Genomic DNA, 17,878 nt, shown 5'->3' on the forward strand with positions numbered 1-17,878 from the left:
ACGGAGTCGCACTGAGCCCAGAACTGGCTGAGGAACAACTCGTTACTCCAGGTTTTGATCGGGCCGGCGGATACCCCTGAATGGCATCCGTCTGGAGCGGCTGTTTTCTCTGGACGTCCGGAGCGTTTCCACTTCACGGGCTCCGGTCAGGTCGATGCCGCCCCGAGTGCCTGCTTACAAAGTTGCGAGCGGATAGCGCATTTTCTCCCAACTTCGCGGACGCAGAAACCACTGCCTCGCTGTCGCCGCTGGAACCATCATTGACGGCGATGAATTACGCAGGCGGTAGCTGCCGGTCCAATCCGCTGCCGAGCGTGCGGACAACAACACGTATGCCATTACACCTAGCGACGATCACCGAGACGAATACGCCAAGCTGCGTAACGCCGGGATCCACGCCGGGGGGAACGTCAGTTTCCGCCACGCCGCAGCAACCGGGCAACGAAGCGCAATGGTGCACTGACGCGCCATGATGTTGAGGTCCGCATACTTTGCAATTGAAGTCTCAGGAATTCATTTTCTCGCGTCAGACTGGCAACTTTTGTCGCCGCCGATGCCTGTACCGGGGACAGCGGCAGATTCACTGCCGATGCCGCTGATGCCTGCACCGGAGACAGCGGCAGCTTCACCGCCTGCAGCAACGATCCACTGGCGATGACCTCCTGCATGTGCGGGTGAAGGTTGCGGCAGTAGGATTCGGTGATCAGCGCATCTACCGGACGATCCACAATGTCTATGACACGCAGTTGCCCAAAACGATCTGCGTCCGGAGCCGGTAAGCCATTGCGGAAGACCGTAAGCACCCACTGCAGACCGATCATGGGATGATGATGGTACCCGATTTCGAGGGAACGGATCTCGCAATAGGGCTCAAACAGGCTCTGGTTTCCAGCTGGCGTTGCATTGAAATAATGATGCGGGTAGCCGTGCACAGGCTGCATGAACGGATAGTCAATAATCGCCGTTCCACCGGTTTTCAGCACACGGCAGATTTCCCGCGCGACGTCCCAGGGGCGTCTGGTATGTTCAAGCGTTGCAAAGCAGAACACAAAGTCGAACTGTTCGTCGGCGAACGGAAGCGCCTCGCCGACACAGATCACATCAGTGGAGACGGAGGGGTAAATTTCCGTATTGACGACGTTTGTGTAATAGGTAGCACGGAGACCGGCGCCGACGTCAAGAAACAGCTTATCCGGGTTCTTGCGGATGAGTTCAACGATCAACGGCGAATAGGGATGGGCGGAAACCGGCGGCAGATCCGGGATCGCGAATTCTTCGATAACATCGTCCGACAGAAAGCGGATCGGCTGGCCGTGCGTTCGGCTACCCTGTGGCTCAATACGAAACAGAAGCTGCGCGAGTTTGGCTTCGCGCAGCGTTTTTATCTCGGTTCTGTTGACCGCCTGCGTCCGGCCCTCGGCTTTGCCAGTTGTGAGAAAATGTTCCAGCGGATCAAGTCCGGCAGTCGTCACATCGGGATTTGCTTCCAGATAGCCGTCCGCGTCCAGTTCCTCGGGATGTAGGGGCTTGCTGACGCAGGTCAACTCGTCGGGCAATGGTTCTGCGGTAGCCGACATCTCATACAGATCCCTGATAGTTTCGATACCCGGATAAGCCATTGCCCATTCGAGCGCAAGTGAGCTCCGCTTGCCTCCATCGGGGCCCGATGGCCGGGCAGGGTAGTGCCGGTAACAAGCCGGATTGACCACTGAGACAGCTTTACCCATAAGGATCCGCTTGAACCCACCAACACGCCTCAATCGCCATCCTGATCTCGGTGATCGAAGATGAAGTCTGCGTGGTTGCCGGCGGAGTCGCGGGCACCAAACCCATCCGGGTTGGTGCGAAAGCTCCGCCAGGACCACCGGCTGCGCCGTCGCGTCCCGATCCCGCCAGGAGCCTATCCCAAGTAGGTCGCACCGGATGAAAGAGTGGATGCCTCTTCAACGGCTTGGTGACCAGCAATCCGCCTGTTGGGATACGCTCTAAATCGTCCCGACCACTTTGATCTGCGCCCGTCGATGGATCTCGGTCTGGGCGATCACCGGCGTGTTGAGGCGGATGCGATCCACGATCGACCGCACATGTGAACGGATCCGCGCGCTGGTCAGCAGCACCGGCTTGTTGCCCGCCTGCACCGCGGCCTCCACCGTGCTGCGCAGCCGGGCCAGGAACTCCTGCAGCTTGTCCTGCGGCAGAACCAACTGGCAATCCTCCGGCGGACCGACCAGCGCACCGGCAAAGGCGTCCTCCCACTCCGGCGACAGCGGGATCACCGCGATGTAGCCGCCGGCCCCGACATAGCTGTCGCTGATCTGCCGGGCCAGGCGGACGCGCACATGCGCGACGATCGAGCCGATGGCCTTCGACGCGCTGCTGCACGCTTCCTGCACCGCCTCCAGGATCGTCGGCATGTCGCGAATGGAAATCCGCTCGGCCAGCAGCGCCTGCAGCACGCGCTGGAACCCGCCGACGGTGATCGTTCCCGGCACCAGATCGGCCACCAGCCGCTGCTGCTCCTGCGGCAGGTCGGCCAGCAGCCGCTGCGTGTCGGCATAGGACAGCAGCTCCGCGATGTTGTCCCGGACGACCTCGCCCAGGTGCGTCGTCAGGACGCTCGCCGGATCGACGATCGTGCAGTTCGCCGCCCGCGCCGCGTCGGCCTGCGCCGGGGCGATCCAGCAGGCGGGAAGCCCGAACGCCGGTTCCTGGGTTTTCTCGCCCGGCAACGGGAACGGCCGCTCGTCCGCGCAGATCGCCAGCAGCATGCCGGGACGCAGCTCGCCGTTGCCGGCCGGGATGTCCTTCAGGGCAACCGCGTAGTTGTACGTGCCCAGCTCCATGTTGTCCTGGATCCGCACCGACGGCAGGATGAACCCCAGGTCGCTCGCCATCGCCCGGCGCAGGCCCTTGATCTGCTCGGGCAACGGCTGGTTGCCGTTGCTGACGAGGTCGAGCAGCCCATAGCCAAGCTCGACACGCACCGCATCCAGCGTCGGCAGCCGCTCCCGTCCCGCGTCGGGCTCCGGCGGCAGGACGACCGGTTCGGCGGCCTCGGCCTGGCGCCGGGCGAACTGGGCCCACGCGGCGAGTCCGGCCAGGCCGGCGATGGCCAGGAACGGCACCGTCGGCAGGCCGGGCAGCAGCGCCAGCAGGCCGACGCCCGAGCCGGTGATGACCAGCAGGCTCGGGCTCGCCCCCAACTGGCCGATCAGCGCGCCGTGTATCTTGCCGTCGGTGGCGCCCTTGCTGACGACGATGCCGGCGGCCAGGGAAACCAGCAGCGCCGGGATCTGCGACACCAGCCCGTCGCCGATGGTCAGCGTGGCGAAGCTGGCGAAGGCGTTTTCCAATGTAATCTTCGTCCGCAGCACGCCGATGGCCAGGCCCACGGTGATGTTGATCACCGTCAGGATCACCGCCGCGATGGCGTCGCCGCGGACGAACTTGCTGGCGCCGTCCATGGCGCCGTAGAAGCCGATTTCCTCCTCCAGTTCCGCCCGTCGGGCGCGCGCGATCTTTTCGTCGATCTGCCCTGCCGACAAGTCAGCGTCGATCGCCATCTGCTTGCCGGGCATCGCATCCAGGTAGAAGCGCGCCGAGACCTCGGCGATACGGCCCGCGCCCTTGGTGATGACGATGAAGTTGACCAGCAGGATCATGGTGAAAATGATCCCGCCGACAAGCACGTCGCCCTGCATCAGGAAGGTGCCGAACGCCGCGACGACCTGGCCGGCGGCGGTGGGGCCTTCGTTGCCGTGCGACAGGATCAGCCGCGTCGTCGCCACGTTCAGCGACAGCCGGTAGATCGTCAGCAGCAGCAGCAGTGTCGGCAGGCTGGAGAACTCCAGCGCCGTGCGCAGCGACAGCGAAACCAGCAGGATCAGGATGGCGGACGTGAACGACAGCGCCAGCGCGAAATCCAGCAGGAACGTCGGCAGCGGGACGATCAGGATCGTCAGCAGCAGCAGGACGCAGATGCCGACGCCGACATCGCCGACGGGCATCTGCCGCCGGAAGCGGGTCAGCCCGCCGAGGGTGGTTTCAAGGAAGGAGCCGCCGATCATGGCTCAGGGCGCGGCACCGATCCGGGCGGCCTGAAGCCCTGTGCCGCATAGAGGTGAAGCTTGTTGCGCAGGCACCGGATCGAGATGCCCAGGATCTCCGCCGCCCGGGTCCGGTTGCCGTTTGCAAGCACCAGCGTGCCGATGATCGCGTCACGCTCGATCTGATCCAGCTTCCGGCCGGCGAGCGGCGGCAGCGCCACGTCATTGGTGGTCGCAACAGGCCGTGGCGCCGGGCCCGCCGGGATCGGATGCAGGCACCCCGCGCGGATTTCCTCCGGGCTGGCCAGGACGATGGCGCGATTGACCGCATTTTCCAGCTCGCGCACGTTTCCCGGCCAGTGATACGCCATCATGGCGCGCATCGAAGCCTCGGAGAAGGCGCGGAACCGGGGTGCCGCCTGCGAGTCATGCTTGCGCAGGAAGTAGCGTGCCAGCATCGGAACATCTTCCGGCCGGTCGCGCAGGCTGGGGATATGGATGGGGATGACGTTCAGCCGGAAGTACAGGTCTTCGCGAAAGGTCTGCTTCGTCACCTCGGACTGAAGGTCCTTGTTCGTTGTGGCGATGATGCGGATGTCGACCTTCATCGGGTGCTGGCCGCCGACGCGGTCGATCTCGCGTTCCTGCACCGCGCGCAGCAGCTTGGCCTGCAGCCGCCCGTCCATCTCGCTGATCTCATCCAGCAGGATCGTTCCGCCGTCGGCGGCTTCCAGCTTGCCGATGCGCCTGCCGACGGCGCCGGAGAAGGCGCCGCGCTCGTGCCCGAACAGCTCGGATTCCAGCAGGTGGTCCGGGATGGCGGCACAGTTCACCGCCACGAACGGGCCTTTCGCCCGATCCGACAGGCGGTGGATGAACTGGGCGATGACTTCCTTGCCGGTGCCGGACTCGCCGGAGATCAGCACCGACGCGCCGGACCCCGCCGCGCGGCGGGCGCGCTGCACGACGGCCAGCATCGCGGGATTGCGGCACATCAGGTTGGGATCGTCGAACGGGGAGCGCGCCGCCGGCGGACGAAGCCCATAGCGTGCCGCCCCGGCCGGGAGCCCTGCGTCAGTTGGCGCTCCGGCGCGATCGAGAACGTCCCCGGCCGTGTCCGCGTCGAGGTTCATTGACGTTCCGACTTGACGATCTCGGTCATGGTGATGCCGAGCTTCACGTCATCGACCATGACCACCTCGCCGCGGGCGATCAGCCGGTTGTTGACGTAGATGTCGATCGCCTCGCCCAGCTTGCGGTCAAGCTCGACCACGGCGCCGCGGCCGAGCTTGAGCAACTGGTTGACCTGCATGGTCGCCTTGCCGAGCACCGCGCTGACGGTGACGGATATGTCGTAGACCGCTTCAAGCTCCTTCGGATAGCCGATCTCCGACGTTTCCGCCGGTTCCTGGGTTGGGGTCTGAGTCTGGTCTGGGCCGGGCATGTCGATCCTCCTGTCAAGGAACCGTATTCAGCGTTGCGAGCAGTCCCGGCGACGGCGTGCCTTTACCGTCATGACGGTAAAGGCTACAAGTAAACCGCAAGTAGGTTGGGACGCGCAGGCGGCCCTTCTTTATCGTCATGGCCCGGCTTGTCCGGGCCACCTGTCGCGGCACACGTGCTTGAACAGGTGGCCCGGACAAGCCGGGCCATGACGGTGAGGGCACGTCGTTGCATTTTTGCAACCGATCGGCGATTTGCTGTAGCCGCCCTTCCCTGAACGGCGTCTCAGCCTGTCTGCGGTTCGCTGTGGCAATGATGTTGCAGGTCCGCACGGGAAGCTCCTTCAGGCAGGCACGGACTACTCGATGACCCTGTCGTCGCTGACCGGGCTGATGTCGATTTCGCCGCGGGCCGCGAGATCCTTGGCGAGGTTGCTGATCGCCGCCTGGGCCTCCTCGACGTCCTTCATGCGGACCGGACCGAGCGCCGCGATCTCCTCGCGCAGCATCTTGCCGGCCCGCTCGGACAGCTGCGACATGAACATGGTCCGGATATTTTCCGGCGCGCCCTTCAGCGCGAGCGGCAGCTGGCTCTTGTCCACCGCGCGCAGCAGCACCTGCACCGCCGGCGGGGTCAGCCGCTGCAGATCGGCGAAGGTGAACATCTGCGCCTTCACCTTTTCCGCCGAATCGCGGTTGCGTTCCTCCAGGCCGGCAAGGAAGCGCATCTCGGCCTTGCGGTCGAAATGGTTGAAGATCTCCGCCACCATGTGGTGCGCGTCGCTGGTGGAGGCGCGGGCGAGGTTGGACATGAACTCGGCCCGCAGGATGCGCTCGACCCGGTCGAGCACGTCGCGCTGGATCGACTCCATGCGCAGCATCCGCATGACGACTTCCATGCCGAACGAGTCGGGCAGCAGGGTCAGGACCTTGGCGGAATGCTCGGGCTTGACCATGGCCAGCACCACGGCCACGGTCTGCGGATATTCGTTCTTCAGGTAGCTGGCGAGCAGTTCCTCGCTGACATTGCCGAGCTTGTCCCACATGGTGCGGCCGGCGGGACCGCGGATTTCCTCCATGATCTGCGCGACCCGGTCCCGCGGCAGGGTCTTCAGCAGCAGCGCCTCGGTACTTTCGTAGGTGCCCAGGATGCCGCCGCTGGTGTCGAAGTTGTCGACCAGATCCGTGCACAGGCGTTCGACCGTATCGACCGGCACCACGCCGAGCTGGGCCATCGCGGCCGAAATGGCCTTGATTTCGTCCTCATGCATCATGCCGAACAGGCGGCTGGCGCGCTCTTCATCCAGCGCCAGCATCAGGACGCCGGCCTTCTCCAGCCCCGTCATCGTGCGGTTCATCAGTCCAGGCGGGACGTTAGCCATGCTGCATCGTCATCCATAGTCAGCGTGTTGCGGGAGGCGGACCGCCGCCCGACTCTAACGGCGGTCCGGGTGGAATGGATGTTTGCTCTGCACCTCGTCACTGAACAGTAATGTATGCCACTTCGGCCTGGCGACGGCGCGTCAGACCGCTCTGCCCGCGCTGGCTGATATCGGATGTCTTGCGGACAAGCGCATCAGTGCCGGGCAGGGACCAAGCCCTAAGGGGTAACTCTTACTATTTGGTTAACGGGTTGGCGCGGGCTGCTTTCTATCCGCCGCGGTTGCCCCACCGTCATGGCCGGGCGTGTCCCCATGGGTATCAGGATATGGCGACTGGTGTAGAAGGATTTGGTGCCGCGGCCGTTCTCTCAGCGTCATGGTCGGGCGTGTCCCGGCCATCTGCGCTTCGACGGTTAGGGGGTAGATGGCCGGGACACGCCCTACGGGATGCACATATCCCGGAAACGAGTCGGAAATGACCGTAAAATCAAGTGCTTGCCTCACGGCCGAGAGCGTTCCCCCATCGTCATGGCCCGTGACACTGACCTTGCGCCAGACCTTCACCACCGTGCCGGCCGCATCGACCAGGAACGTGCTGCGTTCCATACCCATGTAGTTACGGCCGTACATCGACTTTTCCACCCACGTGCCGTACCGCTCGGCCACCGCGTGATCCAGGTCCGAGGCCAACGGAAACGCCAACCCAAACTTCTCCGCGAACTTCTCGATCGGCCTCATCTTGTCCGGCGACACGCCGATGACGTCGAGGCCGATCGCCTGCAACTGCGGCAAGGCCTCCTGGAAGGCGCACGCCTCCTTGGTGCAGCCGGGCGTGTCGGCCTTCGGATAGAAATACAGAATGAACGGCCTGCCCTTCATGTCCGCCAGGCTGACGGTGCGCCCGCCGCTCGCCGGCATGATGAAATCCGGAGCCGCTTCCCCTTCCGCGAGACTCATACGCTGACCTTCCCCACATGCTGTTCGAAAATCGCCCGGACATGGTGCGCGATCGTATTCGACTGGCGCAACAGGTCTTCGGCATTCGCCGCCATCACACCTGCCTCCCCCGCCGCGCGCAGCAGCAGCGCAGCCGAGGTCGAGGGCAAGGTCTCGGCCTCCACCTTTCCCACGGTCATGCGCAGCATCCCCTGGATCGTCCGCCACAGGCGCTCCGCCTGGATCAGCCGATCGGCGTCCGGCTTGTCCAGCATGCCCGCGACGCTCAACCGCTTCAGCGCAACGTGCGTCGTCTGGCTGGTGCGGAAGCCGGGATCGCTTTGGACGCGCACCAGTTGCAGGACCTGGGCGATGAACTCGATGTCGATCAGCCCGCCGGGACGCAGCTTGACGTCCCACACCCCATGCGGCCGCAGGTCGCGCGCCATGCGGTTGCGCATGGTGGTGGCGTTCTCGCGGATCTTCTCCGGCTCCTGGCCGCGCCGGATCGCCTCGTCGATCGCCTGGCGGACCCGCGCGCGCATGGTGGAGGGACCGGCGACCACGCGGGCACGGGTCAGCGCCATGCGCTCCCAGGTCCATGCGTCCCACAGATGGTACTTTTTGAACCCTTCCAGCGACACGGCAATCGGGCCCTTGTTGCCGGACGGACGCAGGCGCATGTCGAGCGCATACATCTGCCCCTCCGCCCCGGGTGCGGTCAGGGCGGCGATGCAGGCCTGCACCGCGCGCACGAACCACTGGCTGGCTGGCAGGCTACGCGCGCCCTGGCTTTCCGTCACCTCCGGCGGATGGTCGTAGATGAACATCAGGTCCAGGTCGGAACCAGCCATCATCTCCCGCCCGCCGGCCTTGCCCATGGCGACGACCGCCAACGCCCCGCCAGGAACGCGACCGTAGCGCGTGGAGAAATCCGCCAGCACCCGCGGCACCATCACCGACAACGCCGCTTCCGCCAGGGCGCTGCGCTGCCGGCCGGCTTCATCGACGTCCAGGCGCCCTTCCAGCGTCGCGACCGACAGCAGGAAGTCGCGCTCCTTCACCGCGCGGCGGACCACCTGGATGGCGTCGTCCAGCCTTGTCGTCCCGGCCAGCCTGGTGCGCAGCATCCGTGCGGAGTCGCCGATATCCTGCTCCGACAGCAGGCCCTCCAGGGCGCTCGGGTAGCGCGCCATGTGCTCCGACAGCATCGGCGCCGCGCCCAGCACCGCGGCGACCCGCTCCAGCAGCGGCGGATTGTGCTGGAACAGCGACATCGGCTGCACGCCGGCGGGCAGGGCGCACACCAGCCGATCGAACCGGTTGAACGCCTCGTCCGGATGCGGTTGGCGGCCCAGCGCCACCAGGATCGACGGCACCATCGTCGTCATCAGGTCCCGCGCCCGGTCGGACCGCAGCGCACGCACCCGGCCGGTGACCCAGCCGCGCACCGCGCTGACGATCCGCCGCGTGTCGGTGTAGCCGAGCCCCTTCAGCGCCTCGACCGTCGCCGGCGGATCGGGGTCGTCGCCGCGAAAATCCAGTTCCGGCCCGACCGCCTCCGCCCCGGGCAGGTCCGGCACGTGCTCGAACACGGCGTGGTAGTTGGAGCGGACAACGTCAACATGCGCCAGGAAGCGCGTGGCGAACGCGGCTGCGTCCGGGTAGCCCATGAAGCAGGCGATGCGGCCGATTTCGGCGGGAAGCTGCGGCAGGTCGTGGGTCTGGCGGTCGTTGACCATCTGGATGCGGTGCTCGACCTGGCGCAGGAAGCGGTAGGAGTCCTCAAGCTGCAGGCGTGCCGGCTCGGTCAGGTGCCCGGTCTCCACCAGCCGTCGCATCGTCTGCAATGTCGGCCTTGTGCGCAGCGTCGGGTCGCGGCCGCCCCACACCATTTGCAAGGTCTGCACCAGGAACTCGATCTCCCGGATGCCGCCCTCGCCCAGCTTGACGTTGTGCCCGGCGATTCGCGCCACCGGGTCCTCCGCCTGCCCCAGGGCGGTGTTGCGGCGGGCGTCGATCCGCCGCTTCATGGCATGGATGTCGGCGACCGCGGCGAAGTCCAGGCCGCGCCGCCAGACGAACGGGCGGATCGCCTCCAGGAACCGTTGGCCCAGCGCGATGTCGCCGGCAATCGGGCGGGCCTTGATCATCGCCGCCCGTTCCCAGTTCTGCCCCATGCTCTCATAGTAAACCAGTGCGGCGTGCAAGGAGACGGCCGGCGGCGTCGCCGCGGGGTCCGGCCGCAGCCGCAGGTCAGTGCGGAACACGTAGCCGTTGCCGTCCCGCGCCTCCATCAGCGTGATCAGGTTGCGCGCCATCCGGGAGGTGAACGAGCCGATGCTGTCGGCCACGCTGCCGGCGGCGAACACCGGGGCGGTGGCGTCGTAGATCAGGATCAGGTCGATATCCGAGGAGTAGTTCAGCTCCCCCGCGCCCAGCTTGCCCATGGCCAGCGCGACGAAGCCGCAGTTGACCTCCGGCCGGCCGGGGTCCTGCAGCCGGATCTCCCGCGCGTCGTGGGCGGTGCGGAGCAAGTGCCTGACGGCCAGCCGCAAGGTCGATTCGGCCAGGTCCGACAGTGCGCCGGTCACGGTTTCCAGTGGCCACAGGCCGCCGACATCCGCGGCCGCGGCAATCAGCGCGGCGGACCGCTTGGCCTGGCGCAACGCGGCGGCCAGGTCGGGGCGCTTGATCGCGGGGGACATCTCGGCAAGCCGGGAGAGGATCCGGGCGAACGCAACCTGCGGGCCGTCCGTCACCAGATCATGGACAGTTTCATACTCCCGCACTGCCAACCCGCTAAGGTATGGGCTATTGCCGCCCAGGCACCGGAGCATCAGCCGTACGCCGGGCGCATTCAGCAGTTCCGCCTCGGCCTGGCCGACGGCCTGGAACTGGTCCACCAGCCGATCGGCGGCGGCAGTGTCGAAGGGAGCGGGCCAGATGACCGGCAGGGAGAAAGGGGGGGCGTTCATCGCTTATCGAATCCCGTGGTGATCCGGACGACAGGACGGGTCATTCACCATACCTCCAAGGTCGTGCATCGCTTTCTGGTCGCGGCCACCGGGCTCGTGGTCGTCTGCACCATGCTCCTGGCGGGCGCAGCCTGGCGCCTGTCGCAGGGACCGATCGAGCTTGTCTGGCTGTCCAACCGGGCGAAGGCAATCCTCAGCGACGAAACGTCGCCCGTGCGGGTGTCGTTCAAGAGCGTGATGCTGGCCTGGGAGGGATTCGACAAGGGGGTGGATTACCCGCTCGACCTGCGCATCGCCGACGTCGTCATCACCGACCCGATGGGCAAGCGGATCGCCTCGGCGCCACAGGCGCACCTGACCTTCTCGGTCGCCGCGCTGATCATGGGCCGCTTCGTGCCGCGCGCCATCGAGGTGGACCGGGCCCACATCGCCGTCACCCGCGGCGCCGACGGCAGCATCGGCTTCGGCGGCAGCCTGGCGGGCGGCCAGGGCGCCGCGGGCGAGCCGCCGGATTTCCGCGCCCTGCGTGACCAGCTTGCGCGGCCGGCCAGCACGGATCACGCCCGCAGCCGCGGGCTGCTCGACCAGATCCACCGGGTGCATCTCCACGACACCGAGGTGACGGTCACCGACCAGAAGACCGGCCTGATCCTGACCTCGGCTCGGCTGAACCTCGACCTGCTGCGCGAGCGGACCGGGCACGTCACCGGCACCCTGGATGCGCCGCTGAGTGCCGGGGATCAGCACGCCGACATGACCGCGCACATGGATTTTGTCCCTGGCGGCGACACCCGGGTGGATGCCGCCCTGTCACCGGTCCGGCTGGCCGGCATCGCCGCGCTGCCGCCGGCGCTGGCCGTGACCGCGCCGGTGTCGCTGACGAGCACGCTGGATTTCGACCGCAGCTTCGCCCTGCGGCAGGGCAAGGCGACGGTGCTTCTGGGCACCGGCGCCATTCCGGTCGGCAAGGGCACGTTCCCCGTGCTGGACGGGGTGGTCGAAGTCACCGGGACGCCCGATTCCCTGACCATCCGCAAGGCACACTTCAACCTTGCGCGCCAGCCGCAGGACCCGCCGGAAACCCTCGATCTCGGCGGCACCCTCGTGCATGCGGCTGATCGGCTGATGGCCTCGGTGACGGCGACGGTGGACCAGATCGACATCGCCGATCTGCCGCGGCTGTGGCCGGAAGGGATCGCCAGGTCCTCGCGAGGCTGGGTCACCCAGAATGTGACGGCGGGACTGGTGCGGCACGGCTTCATGGATGTGGTCGTCGAGGCCGACCATGGCCTGCGCGACGTGGTGCTGACCAAGGCGACCGGCGACCTGGACGGGACCGGCGCCACCTTCACCTGGATCGACAACATCCCGCCGGTGGAGCAGACCGAGGTGCACCTGCACCTGGTCGATCCCGACACGCTGGACATCCTGGTGCCGTCCGGCCATCAGCGCACCCGCAGCGGCGACCTGCTGCTGAAGGATGGGCGGATGCACATCACCGGCCTGGCCGCCAAGGACCAGTTCGCCGACATCAGCACAGGCGTCGAGGGCTCGCTGAACGCCACCTGGGCCTTGCTGAAGGAGCCGCGGCTGCACCTGCTGTCCACGCACCCGATCGGGCTGAAGACGACGGGTGGCGACGTCACCGCGACGCTGACGTTCCAGTTCCCGCTGAACGCCAACCTGACGCTGGACGATGTCGCCATCCATGCGGACGCGCATGTGAAACGGGCTCGCCTGCTGGACCTGGTGTATGGCCGCAGCCTGGATGACGGCGCGTTCGACCTGGACGTCACCAAGGACGGCCTGACCCTGAAAGGCCGTGGCACCCTGGCGGCGATCCCGCTGGCCGTGACCGGCAGCATGGATTTCAACGACGGCCCGCCCGACCAGGTGGTGCAGAAGATCGTCGCCACCGGACCGGCGGACGCCTCCCAACTGAGTGCCATGGGCCTGGATGTGACGGGTGTGGTGACAGGGCCGATCCCGCTGACCGCGACGCTGGCGGAGCGGCGCAACGGCAAGGGCTCGGTGCTGCTGGAGAGCGACCTGACCCAGGCGGCGCTGGCCGTCGATGCGCTGGCCTGGTCGAAACCGCCCGGCGCCACCGCCGCGGCGACCGTCTCGCTGCAACTGCTGCATGATCGGCTCAGCCGGATCGACCGGATCGCGGTGCAGGGCGATGGCGTGCTGCTGTCCGGCTCGGGCGAGTTCACCGACGGGCACATGCGGTCCCTGCTGCTGGACCGGATCAGGCTGGGCCAGACTGACGCGCGCGCGGCGATCCACTTCGCGGCCAACACCCCCATGGCGATCGCGGTGCGCGGCGCGCAGATCGACCTGGCGCCGAAGCTGACCCAGAAGTCCGGCGCTGCGCCCACCCGGGCCCCGAGCCGCGACGGGCCGACGACGCCGGCCTGGACGCTGGACGGCCACTTCGACCGCGTCCTGCTGGCGCATGGGGAGCGCGCCACCGACCTGCTGGTCAAGGCCGGCGGCGACGGCACGACGATCCGGTCCCTGGATGCCGTCGGCGGGATCGGCACGGGGGCCGGATTTACCGCCAGGATCGAGCCGCAAGGCGGCAAGCGGCGCCTGCATGTCACCAGCAAGGATGCCGGCAGCCTGCTGCGCGGCCTGGACGCCGTCGGCACCATGCAGTCCGGCCAGCTGACGCTCCATGCCACCTTCGAACGGCCGATCGGCTTTCGTCCGCTGGCGGGAACGATGGTGATCAGCGACGCCACGGTGAAGAACTCGCCGGTGTTGGGGAAGCTGCTGCAGGCGATCACGCTCTATGGCCTGGTCGACGCCTTGCGCGGGCCGGGCATGGGTTTCACCCGCATCACGGTGCCGTTCCGGTATGATGCCTCCGGTTTGAGCATCGGCCAGGCGCGGGCATACAATGCGTCGCTCGGGCTGACCGCGACGGGGACGATCGCCTTGCCGTCCGGGCGTGCCTCGCTGACCGGCACCATCGTGCCAGCTTATTTCTTTAACGCAATATTGGGGAAGATACCGCTGGTCGGCAAGCTGTTCAGCCCGGAGGAAGGCGGCGGGCTGTTCGCGGCGCGGTTCAGCGTGGACGGGCCGATCGACGACGCGACGATCTCGGTCAATCCGGTCAGTGCGCTGACGCCGGGGTTCACGCGGGAGATCTTCGGCATCTTCGACGGCAACGGGCCGGGCGGGCAGGCGGCGCCGTCGCGGTAGGACAGCGCCTCGACGTCATGGTGGGCGCAGGCCCATAGGCGTTAAGATAGCGTGGAGCGAGGCAGGCTGCCTCTTCCCGCCATGACGACGGAGCGGTTCGCCGCGCCCGGCCATGACGGAGAGGCAATGGACCCAGGCGCTTCCATTCCGGGCGGAGCGCTGTGGACAGCCTACACCCGCCTGGACACGGCGATCGCCAAACCGCGATACGGCGCCCGCCGATCGGCCGGGTGCCGGTAATGCGCGGTGTCCCGGGTTGGCGTGGCGGCGCGGGCGATCATCTGGACGATGCGGGCCTGCACGCCGATGGCGCGTTCCAGCAGGACCCGGTTCTCCTCGGCCAGATCGGCCAGGCGCCGCCCGAGCGCCAGCACCGCGGGCGACAGCGCGCTTGCCGGCAGCGGCGCCGCCCGGGCCAGGTCCGCCAGCGCCGCTTCCTTGGCCGGCACCAGGGCGACGGCCACCGGCAGGTCCATCCGCTGCAGCGCCGCGTTCTCCTGCGCCAGCACCTCGGCGACGCGGCTGGCGGCGTCCAGGGCCGGATTGTTCATTTCTTCTGGTTCTCCTGCATGCGCAGCATCGCGTCATAGATCGGCTTCGCCAGCCCGAGGCCGCCGTTCGCCTCGATCTGCCGGGCGATCTCCTGCACCAGCATCGGCCGCCACGCCGCCTCGCCGGCGCCGCCGCCGAACAGGCCGTGAGCCGTGTCCACGGTATCGAACATCGGCTGCAGCAACTGGCCGATCGCCATCGCCTCGAAATCCCGGGCGGCCTTGGCGATCTGGGCCGGGGTGGCCTGCGCCCCCAGCCGCGCGGGCGTGGCCGGGGACGAAGACGGGATCTGCGGCAGGGACGGCAGCGACACCTTGCTCATCAGCGCACCTCGAGATCCGCCTGGAGCGCGCCGGCCGCCTTGATCGTTTCCAGGATGCTGATCAGGTCGCGCGGTCCCACGCCCAGTGCGTTCAGCCCGGCGACAAGGTCGCGCAGGGTCACGCCGGAATGCAGGATGCCAAGCTTCCGGTCGTGCTGGTCGTCAATCTGGATCGAGGTGCCCGGCGTCACCGTCGTCACGCCGCCGGTGAGGGGATTCGGCTGGCTGACCTGGGGCGATTCGGTGATCCGGATCGTCAGGTTGCCCTGCGCGATGGCGACGGTGCTGATGCGCACGTTGTCGCCCATGACGATAGTGCCGCTGGCCTCGTCGATCACCACGACGGCCGGATTGTCCGGCACGACGCGCAGGTTCTCGATCGTCGACAGCGTTTGCATCGCATCGCGATCCGACAGGTCAAGCTGCACGGTGCGCGGATCGGTCACCCTGGCGATCGGCCCGAGCGCCCGGTTGATCGCGGCGCTGATGCGCGTCGCGGTCGTCAGGTCCGGGTTGCGCAGCCCCAGCCACAGGCCGTGGGCCTTGTCGATCTGGAACGACACCTCCTTCTCGACCGTCCCGCCGTTGCTGATGCGCCCCGCGGTCGGCACGCCGCGGGTGACCGAGGCGCCGGCCCCGCGGGCGCTGATGGCGCCGGTGGACAGGGCGCCCTGCGCGACGGCATAGACCTCGCCGTCGGCGGCGAGCAGCGGGGTGACCAGCAGCGTGCCGCCGGTCAGGTCCTTGGCGTCGCCGAGCGCGGAGACGGCGACGTCAATACGGCTGCCGCTGCGCGCGAAGGCCGGCAACTCGGCCGTGACCATGACGGCGGCAACGTCCTTGGTCATCATCATCGCGGCCTGGTCGCGCGTATTGACGCCCAGCCGCTCCAGCATGCCGATCAGCGACTCCTTGGTGAAAATGTTGTCGATCAGGTTGTCGCCGGTGCCCTTGAGGCCGACCACGAGGCCGTAGCCGATGAGCTGGTTCTCGCGCACGCCCTCGACATCGGCGATGTCCTTGATCCGCACGTCGGCCTGCGCCACGGCCATGAGGCAGAGCCACAGAAGCAGGCAGAGACTGATCGCCAGGCGCATTTTGCGTAAGCTCCCATCCTGGAGCCGGACATACCCTGTCAAGCGGCAGACAAGGCTCGCAACCGTTGGTAGCAACCTTCGTGCCAGCCACAAACCCAGGTATTCTGCGACTCAGCCCGCCCCATGCCCCGGGCATCTATTGCCGATCGGCATGAAATGCCGGGACCGACGGTGCGTGTCGCGGGAGTTTCATTGCAGCGATCTGACGTTTTCGCGCGTGCTCTTGGCGCGCTGTAATCTGGCGGCTATAAGGCCGCGCGTTCACCACCCGGAACGGGCCGCGCGCTCGCCGTCGGTCGTCCAGCCGAAGGATTCCGGGCGGAAGGATAACCAGGAAGAAGTGCGCATGATGGTGTTTTTGCCGCCTGATTATCGACCCAGCGAGGACGAGGATTTCATGAATCCCGTCCAGCTCGAATATTTCCGCCAGAAGTTGCTGCGCTGGCGGACGGAGCTGCTGCGGGAAGCCGATGGCACCTTGGCCAGCCTGTCGCAGGGTGGCATTCACGAAGCCGACATCACTGATCGTGCCAGTGTTGAAACCGATCGCGCGCTGGAGCTTCGCACCCGCGACCGCGCCCGGAAGCTGATTTCGAAGATCGACCAGGCATTGGTCAGGATCGAAGTCGGGACATACGGCTATTGCGAGGAGACCGACGAACCGATTGGCATCAAGCGGCTGGAGGCCCGGCCGATCGCGACGATGTCGATCGAGGCGCAGGAACGGCACGAGCGGATGGAGCGGGTCCACCGCGACGACTGACCAGCCGGATGGCGGCGCGGCCTGGTGGCTGCGCTTGCCGTCCGGGTCAGTTCAACCGGGCGACGCCATAGTGGTCGCCCGCGGCCGGGCCTGGCGGCCCAGCCAGCCTGATGATCCTGGCCTTCCACAGGCATGGATGATGGCGATGCCCTCCGCCTGCCTGGTCGGACCAGGCGATCATGAAGACCGTGCAACGAGGCGATCGTATCGGGCGCGAAGGCATCCTTCGACACGGCCCCGACACGCAACCGCCACTGGATATTCACCTGCCTGGACAACCGTTCATTCATCCGGAATAACCGGTATTGCTGTGCGGCATGAAAACCGCACTGATCCTGATCGTCCTGCTGGCCGTCATTCCCTACGCCACGATCGTTGCGGCCATGGCGCTGACGCAGCGGCGGTTGCTGTATTTTCCGGATACGCGCCGTCCGGAGCCCTCGGCCGCCGGGGTGCCTGGTGCGCGTGCCCTCACGATCCGCACGGCGGACGGCCTGGACCTGCTGGCCTGGATGGCATCGCCTGCCGGCGCCACCCGGCCCGTGGTGCTGTACCTGCACGGCAACGCCGGCAACATCGGCTACCGCGCCCTGCGCATGGCCCGCCTGAACAGCTTTGGCTGGGGCGTCCTGCTGCCGGAATACCGAGGTTATGGCGGCAACCCGGGCAGACCATCCGAGGCCGGCCTGGCCGAGGATGCGCGTGCTGCCCATGCGGCGCTGCGCGGCATGGGCGTGCCGGGGTGGCGCATTCTGCTGTGGGCTGAATCGCTCGGCACGGCACTGGCGGTCAGGCTGGCTACGGAGATGGATGTCGGCGGCGTGCTGCTGGAAGCGCCCTTTACCAGCGTCGCCGCTGTCGCGCGGGCGTATTTTCCGTTGGTCCCAACCGGCTTGCTGCTGCGGGACCGTTTCGACCTCATTGGCCGTATTGGCAAGGTGCATGCGCCGGTAATGGTGATGACCGGCGGGCGGGACGAGATCGTCCCTACGGCCATGGGACGGGCCGTCTTCGCCGCGGCCAACGAGCCCAAGCAGCTCTGGTGGGTACCCGATGCCGGGCACGATGACATGGCCGAAGCCGGTGCGCTGGAAGCCGCGCGCGCGTTCGTCAGGCAGTACTGGCAGGCGGGAGCCTAGCGGCCCGT

12 protein-coding genes and 1 pseudogene are annotated in these 17,878 nt (G+C 67.0%); 3 read left to right on the forward strand and 10 right to left on the reverse strand.

The features are described 5' to 3' along the window. Positions 1–410: 410 nt before the first annotated feature. The 7 genes and pseudogenes from CCS01_RS30925 to CCS01_RS30955 all read right to left on the reverse strand — a co-directional run bounded on the left by CCS01_RS30925 (position 411) and on the right by CCS01_RS30955 (position 10,784). Positions 411–1,727 carry a class I SAM-dependent methyltransferase gene (locus CCS01_RS30925; protein ID WP_104522885.1) on the reverse strand — a complete coding sequence of 439 codons (1,317 nt, stop codon included), beginning with the start codon at positions 1,725–1,727 and terminating at the stop codon, positions 411–413. A gap of 258 nt (positions 1,728–1,985) precedes the next feature. After that, positions 1,986–4,067: a flagellar biosynthesis protein FlhA gene (gene flhA / locus CCS01_RS30930; RefSeq protein WP_104522887.1), complete on the reverse strand. Its 2,082-nt coding sequence runs from the start codon at positions 4,065–4,067 to the stop codon at positions 1,986–1,988. Further along, positions 4,064–5,179: a sigma-54 interaction domain-containing protein gene (locus tag CCS01_RS30935; protein WP_104522889.1), complete on the reverse strand. Its 1,116-nt coding sequence runs from the start codon at positions 5,177–5,179 to the stop codon at positions 4,064–4,066. Before CCS01_RS30935 ends, flhA begins: the two co-directional genes overlap by 4 nt. After that, complete coding sequence (gene fliN, locus CCS01_RS30940; protein WP_104522891.1) at positions 5,176–5,490, reverse strand: flagellar motor switch protein FliN; 315 nt, start codon at positions 5,488–5,490, stop codon at positions 5,176–5,178. The genes CCS01_RS30935 and fliN overlap by 4 nt, the downstream gene beginning before the upstream one ends. Before the next feature lie 357 nt (positions 5,491–5,847). Continuing rightward, on the reverse strand, positions 5,848–6,870 hold the full coding sequence (locus CCS01_RS30945) for a flagellar motor switch protein FliG (protein WP_239992466.1): 1,023 nt from the start codon (positions 6,868–6,870) through the stop codon (positions 5,848–5,850). A 528-nt stretch (positions 6,871–7,398) separates the two neighbouring features. After that, positions 7,399–7,827: pseudogene (locus CCS01_RS35580) on the reverse strand (peroxiredoxin); the annotation flags it as partial. Beyond that, entirely contained in the window at positions 7,824–10,784 is a 2,961-nt protein-coding gene (locus CCS01_RS30955; RefSeq protein WP_104522895.1) for a bifunctional [glutamine synthetase] adenylyltransferase/[glutamine synthetase]-adenylyl-L-tyrosine phosphorylase, read from the reverse strand. The pseudogene CCS01_RS35580 and the gene CCS01_RS30955, both read right to left, overlap by 4 nt. An 18-nt stretch (positions 10,785–10,802) precedes the next feature. Between CCS01_RS30955 and CCS01_RS30960 the strand changes: the two genes are divergently transcribed. Beyond that, the gene (locus CCS01_RS30960; RefSeq protein ID WP_146102057.1) at positions 10,803–13,997 is read left to right on the forward strand and encodes a DUF3971 domain-containing protein; all 3,195 of its coding nucleotides are present in this window, start codon (positions 10,803–10,805) and stop codon (positions 13,995–13,997) included. Between the two features lie 170 nt (positions 13,998–14,167). Here CCS01_RS30960 and CCS01_RS30965 read toward each other — a convergent pair whose 3' ends face one another. The 3 genes from CCS01_RS30965 to CCS01_RS30975 are packed head-to-tail and all read right to left on the reverse strand — an operon-like array spanning position 14,168 to position 15,968. Next, complete coding sequence (locus tag CCS01_RS30965) at positions 14,168–14,548, reverse strand: hypothetical protein (RefSeq protein ID WP_104522899.1); 381 nt, start codon at positions 14,546–14,548, stop codon at positions 14,168–14,170. Beyond that, complete coding sequence (locus CCS01_RS30970; RefSeq protein WP_104522901.1) at positions 14,545–14,871, reverse strand: rod-binding protein; 327 nt, start codon at positions 14,869–14,871, stop codon at positions 14,545–14,547. Before CCS01_RS30970 ends, CCS01_RS30965 begins: the two co-directional genes overlap by 4 nt. After that, entirely contained in the window at positions 14,871–15,968 is a 1,098-nt protein-coding gene (locus CCS01_RS30975) for a flagellar basal body P-ring protein FlgI (protein WP_104522903.1), read from the reverse strand. Before CCS01_RS30975 ends, CCS01_RS30970 begins: the two co-directional genes overlap by 1 nt. Positions 15,969–16,317: 349 nt before the next feature. Between CCS01_RS30975 and dksA the strand changes: the two genes are divergently transcribed. Next, a complete protein-coding gene (gene dksA / locus CCS01_RS30980) occupies positions 16,318–16,731 on the forward strand; it encodes an RNA polymerase-binding protein DksA (protein ID WP_104523035.1) in 414 nt (137 codons plus the stop codon). A 317-nt stretch (positions 16,732–17,048) separates the two neighbouring features. Continuing rightward, the gene (locus tag CCS01_RS30985; protein ID WP_104522905.1) at positions 17,049–17,870 is read left to right on the forward strand and encodes an alpha/beta hydrolase; all 822 of its coding nucleotides are present in this window, start codon (positions 17,049–17,051) and stop codon (positions 17,868–17,870) included. Positions 17,871–17,878 lie beyond the last annotated feature (8 nt).

Origin of the sequence: Rhodopila globiformis (assembly GCF_002937115.1) — a bacterium.
GTDB classification, from domain to species: domain Bacteria; phylum Pseudomonadota; class Alphaproteobacteria; order Acetobacterales; family Acetobacteraceae; genus Rhodopila; species Rhodopila globiformis.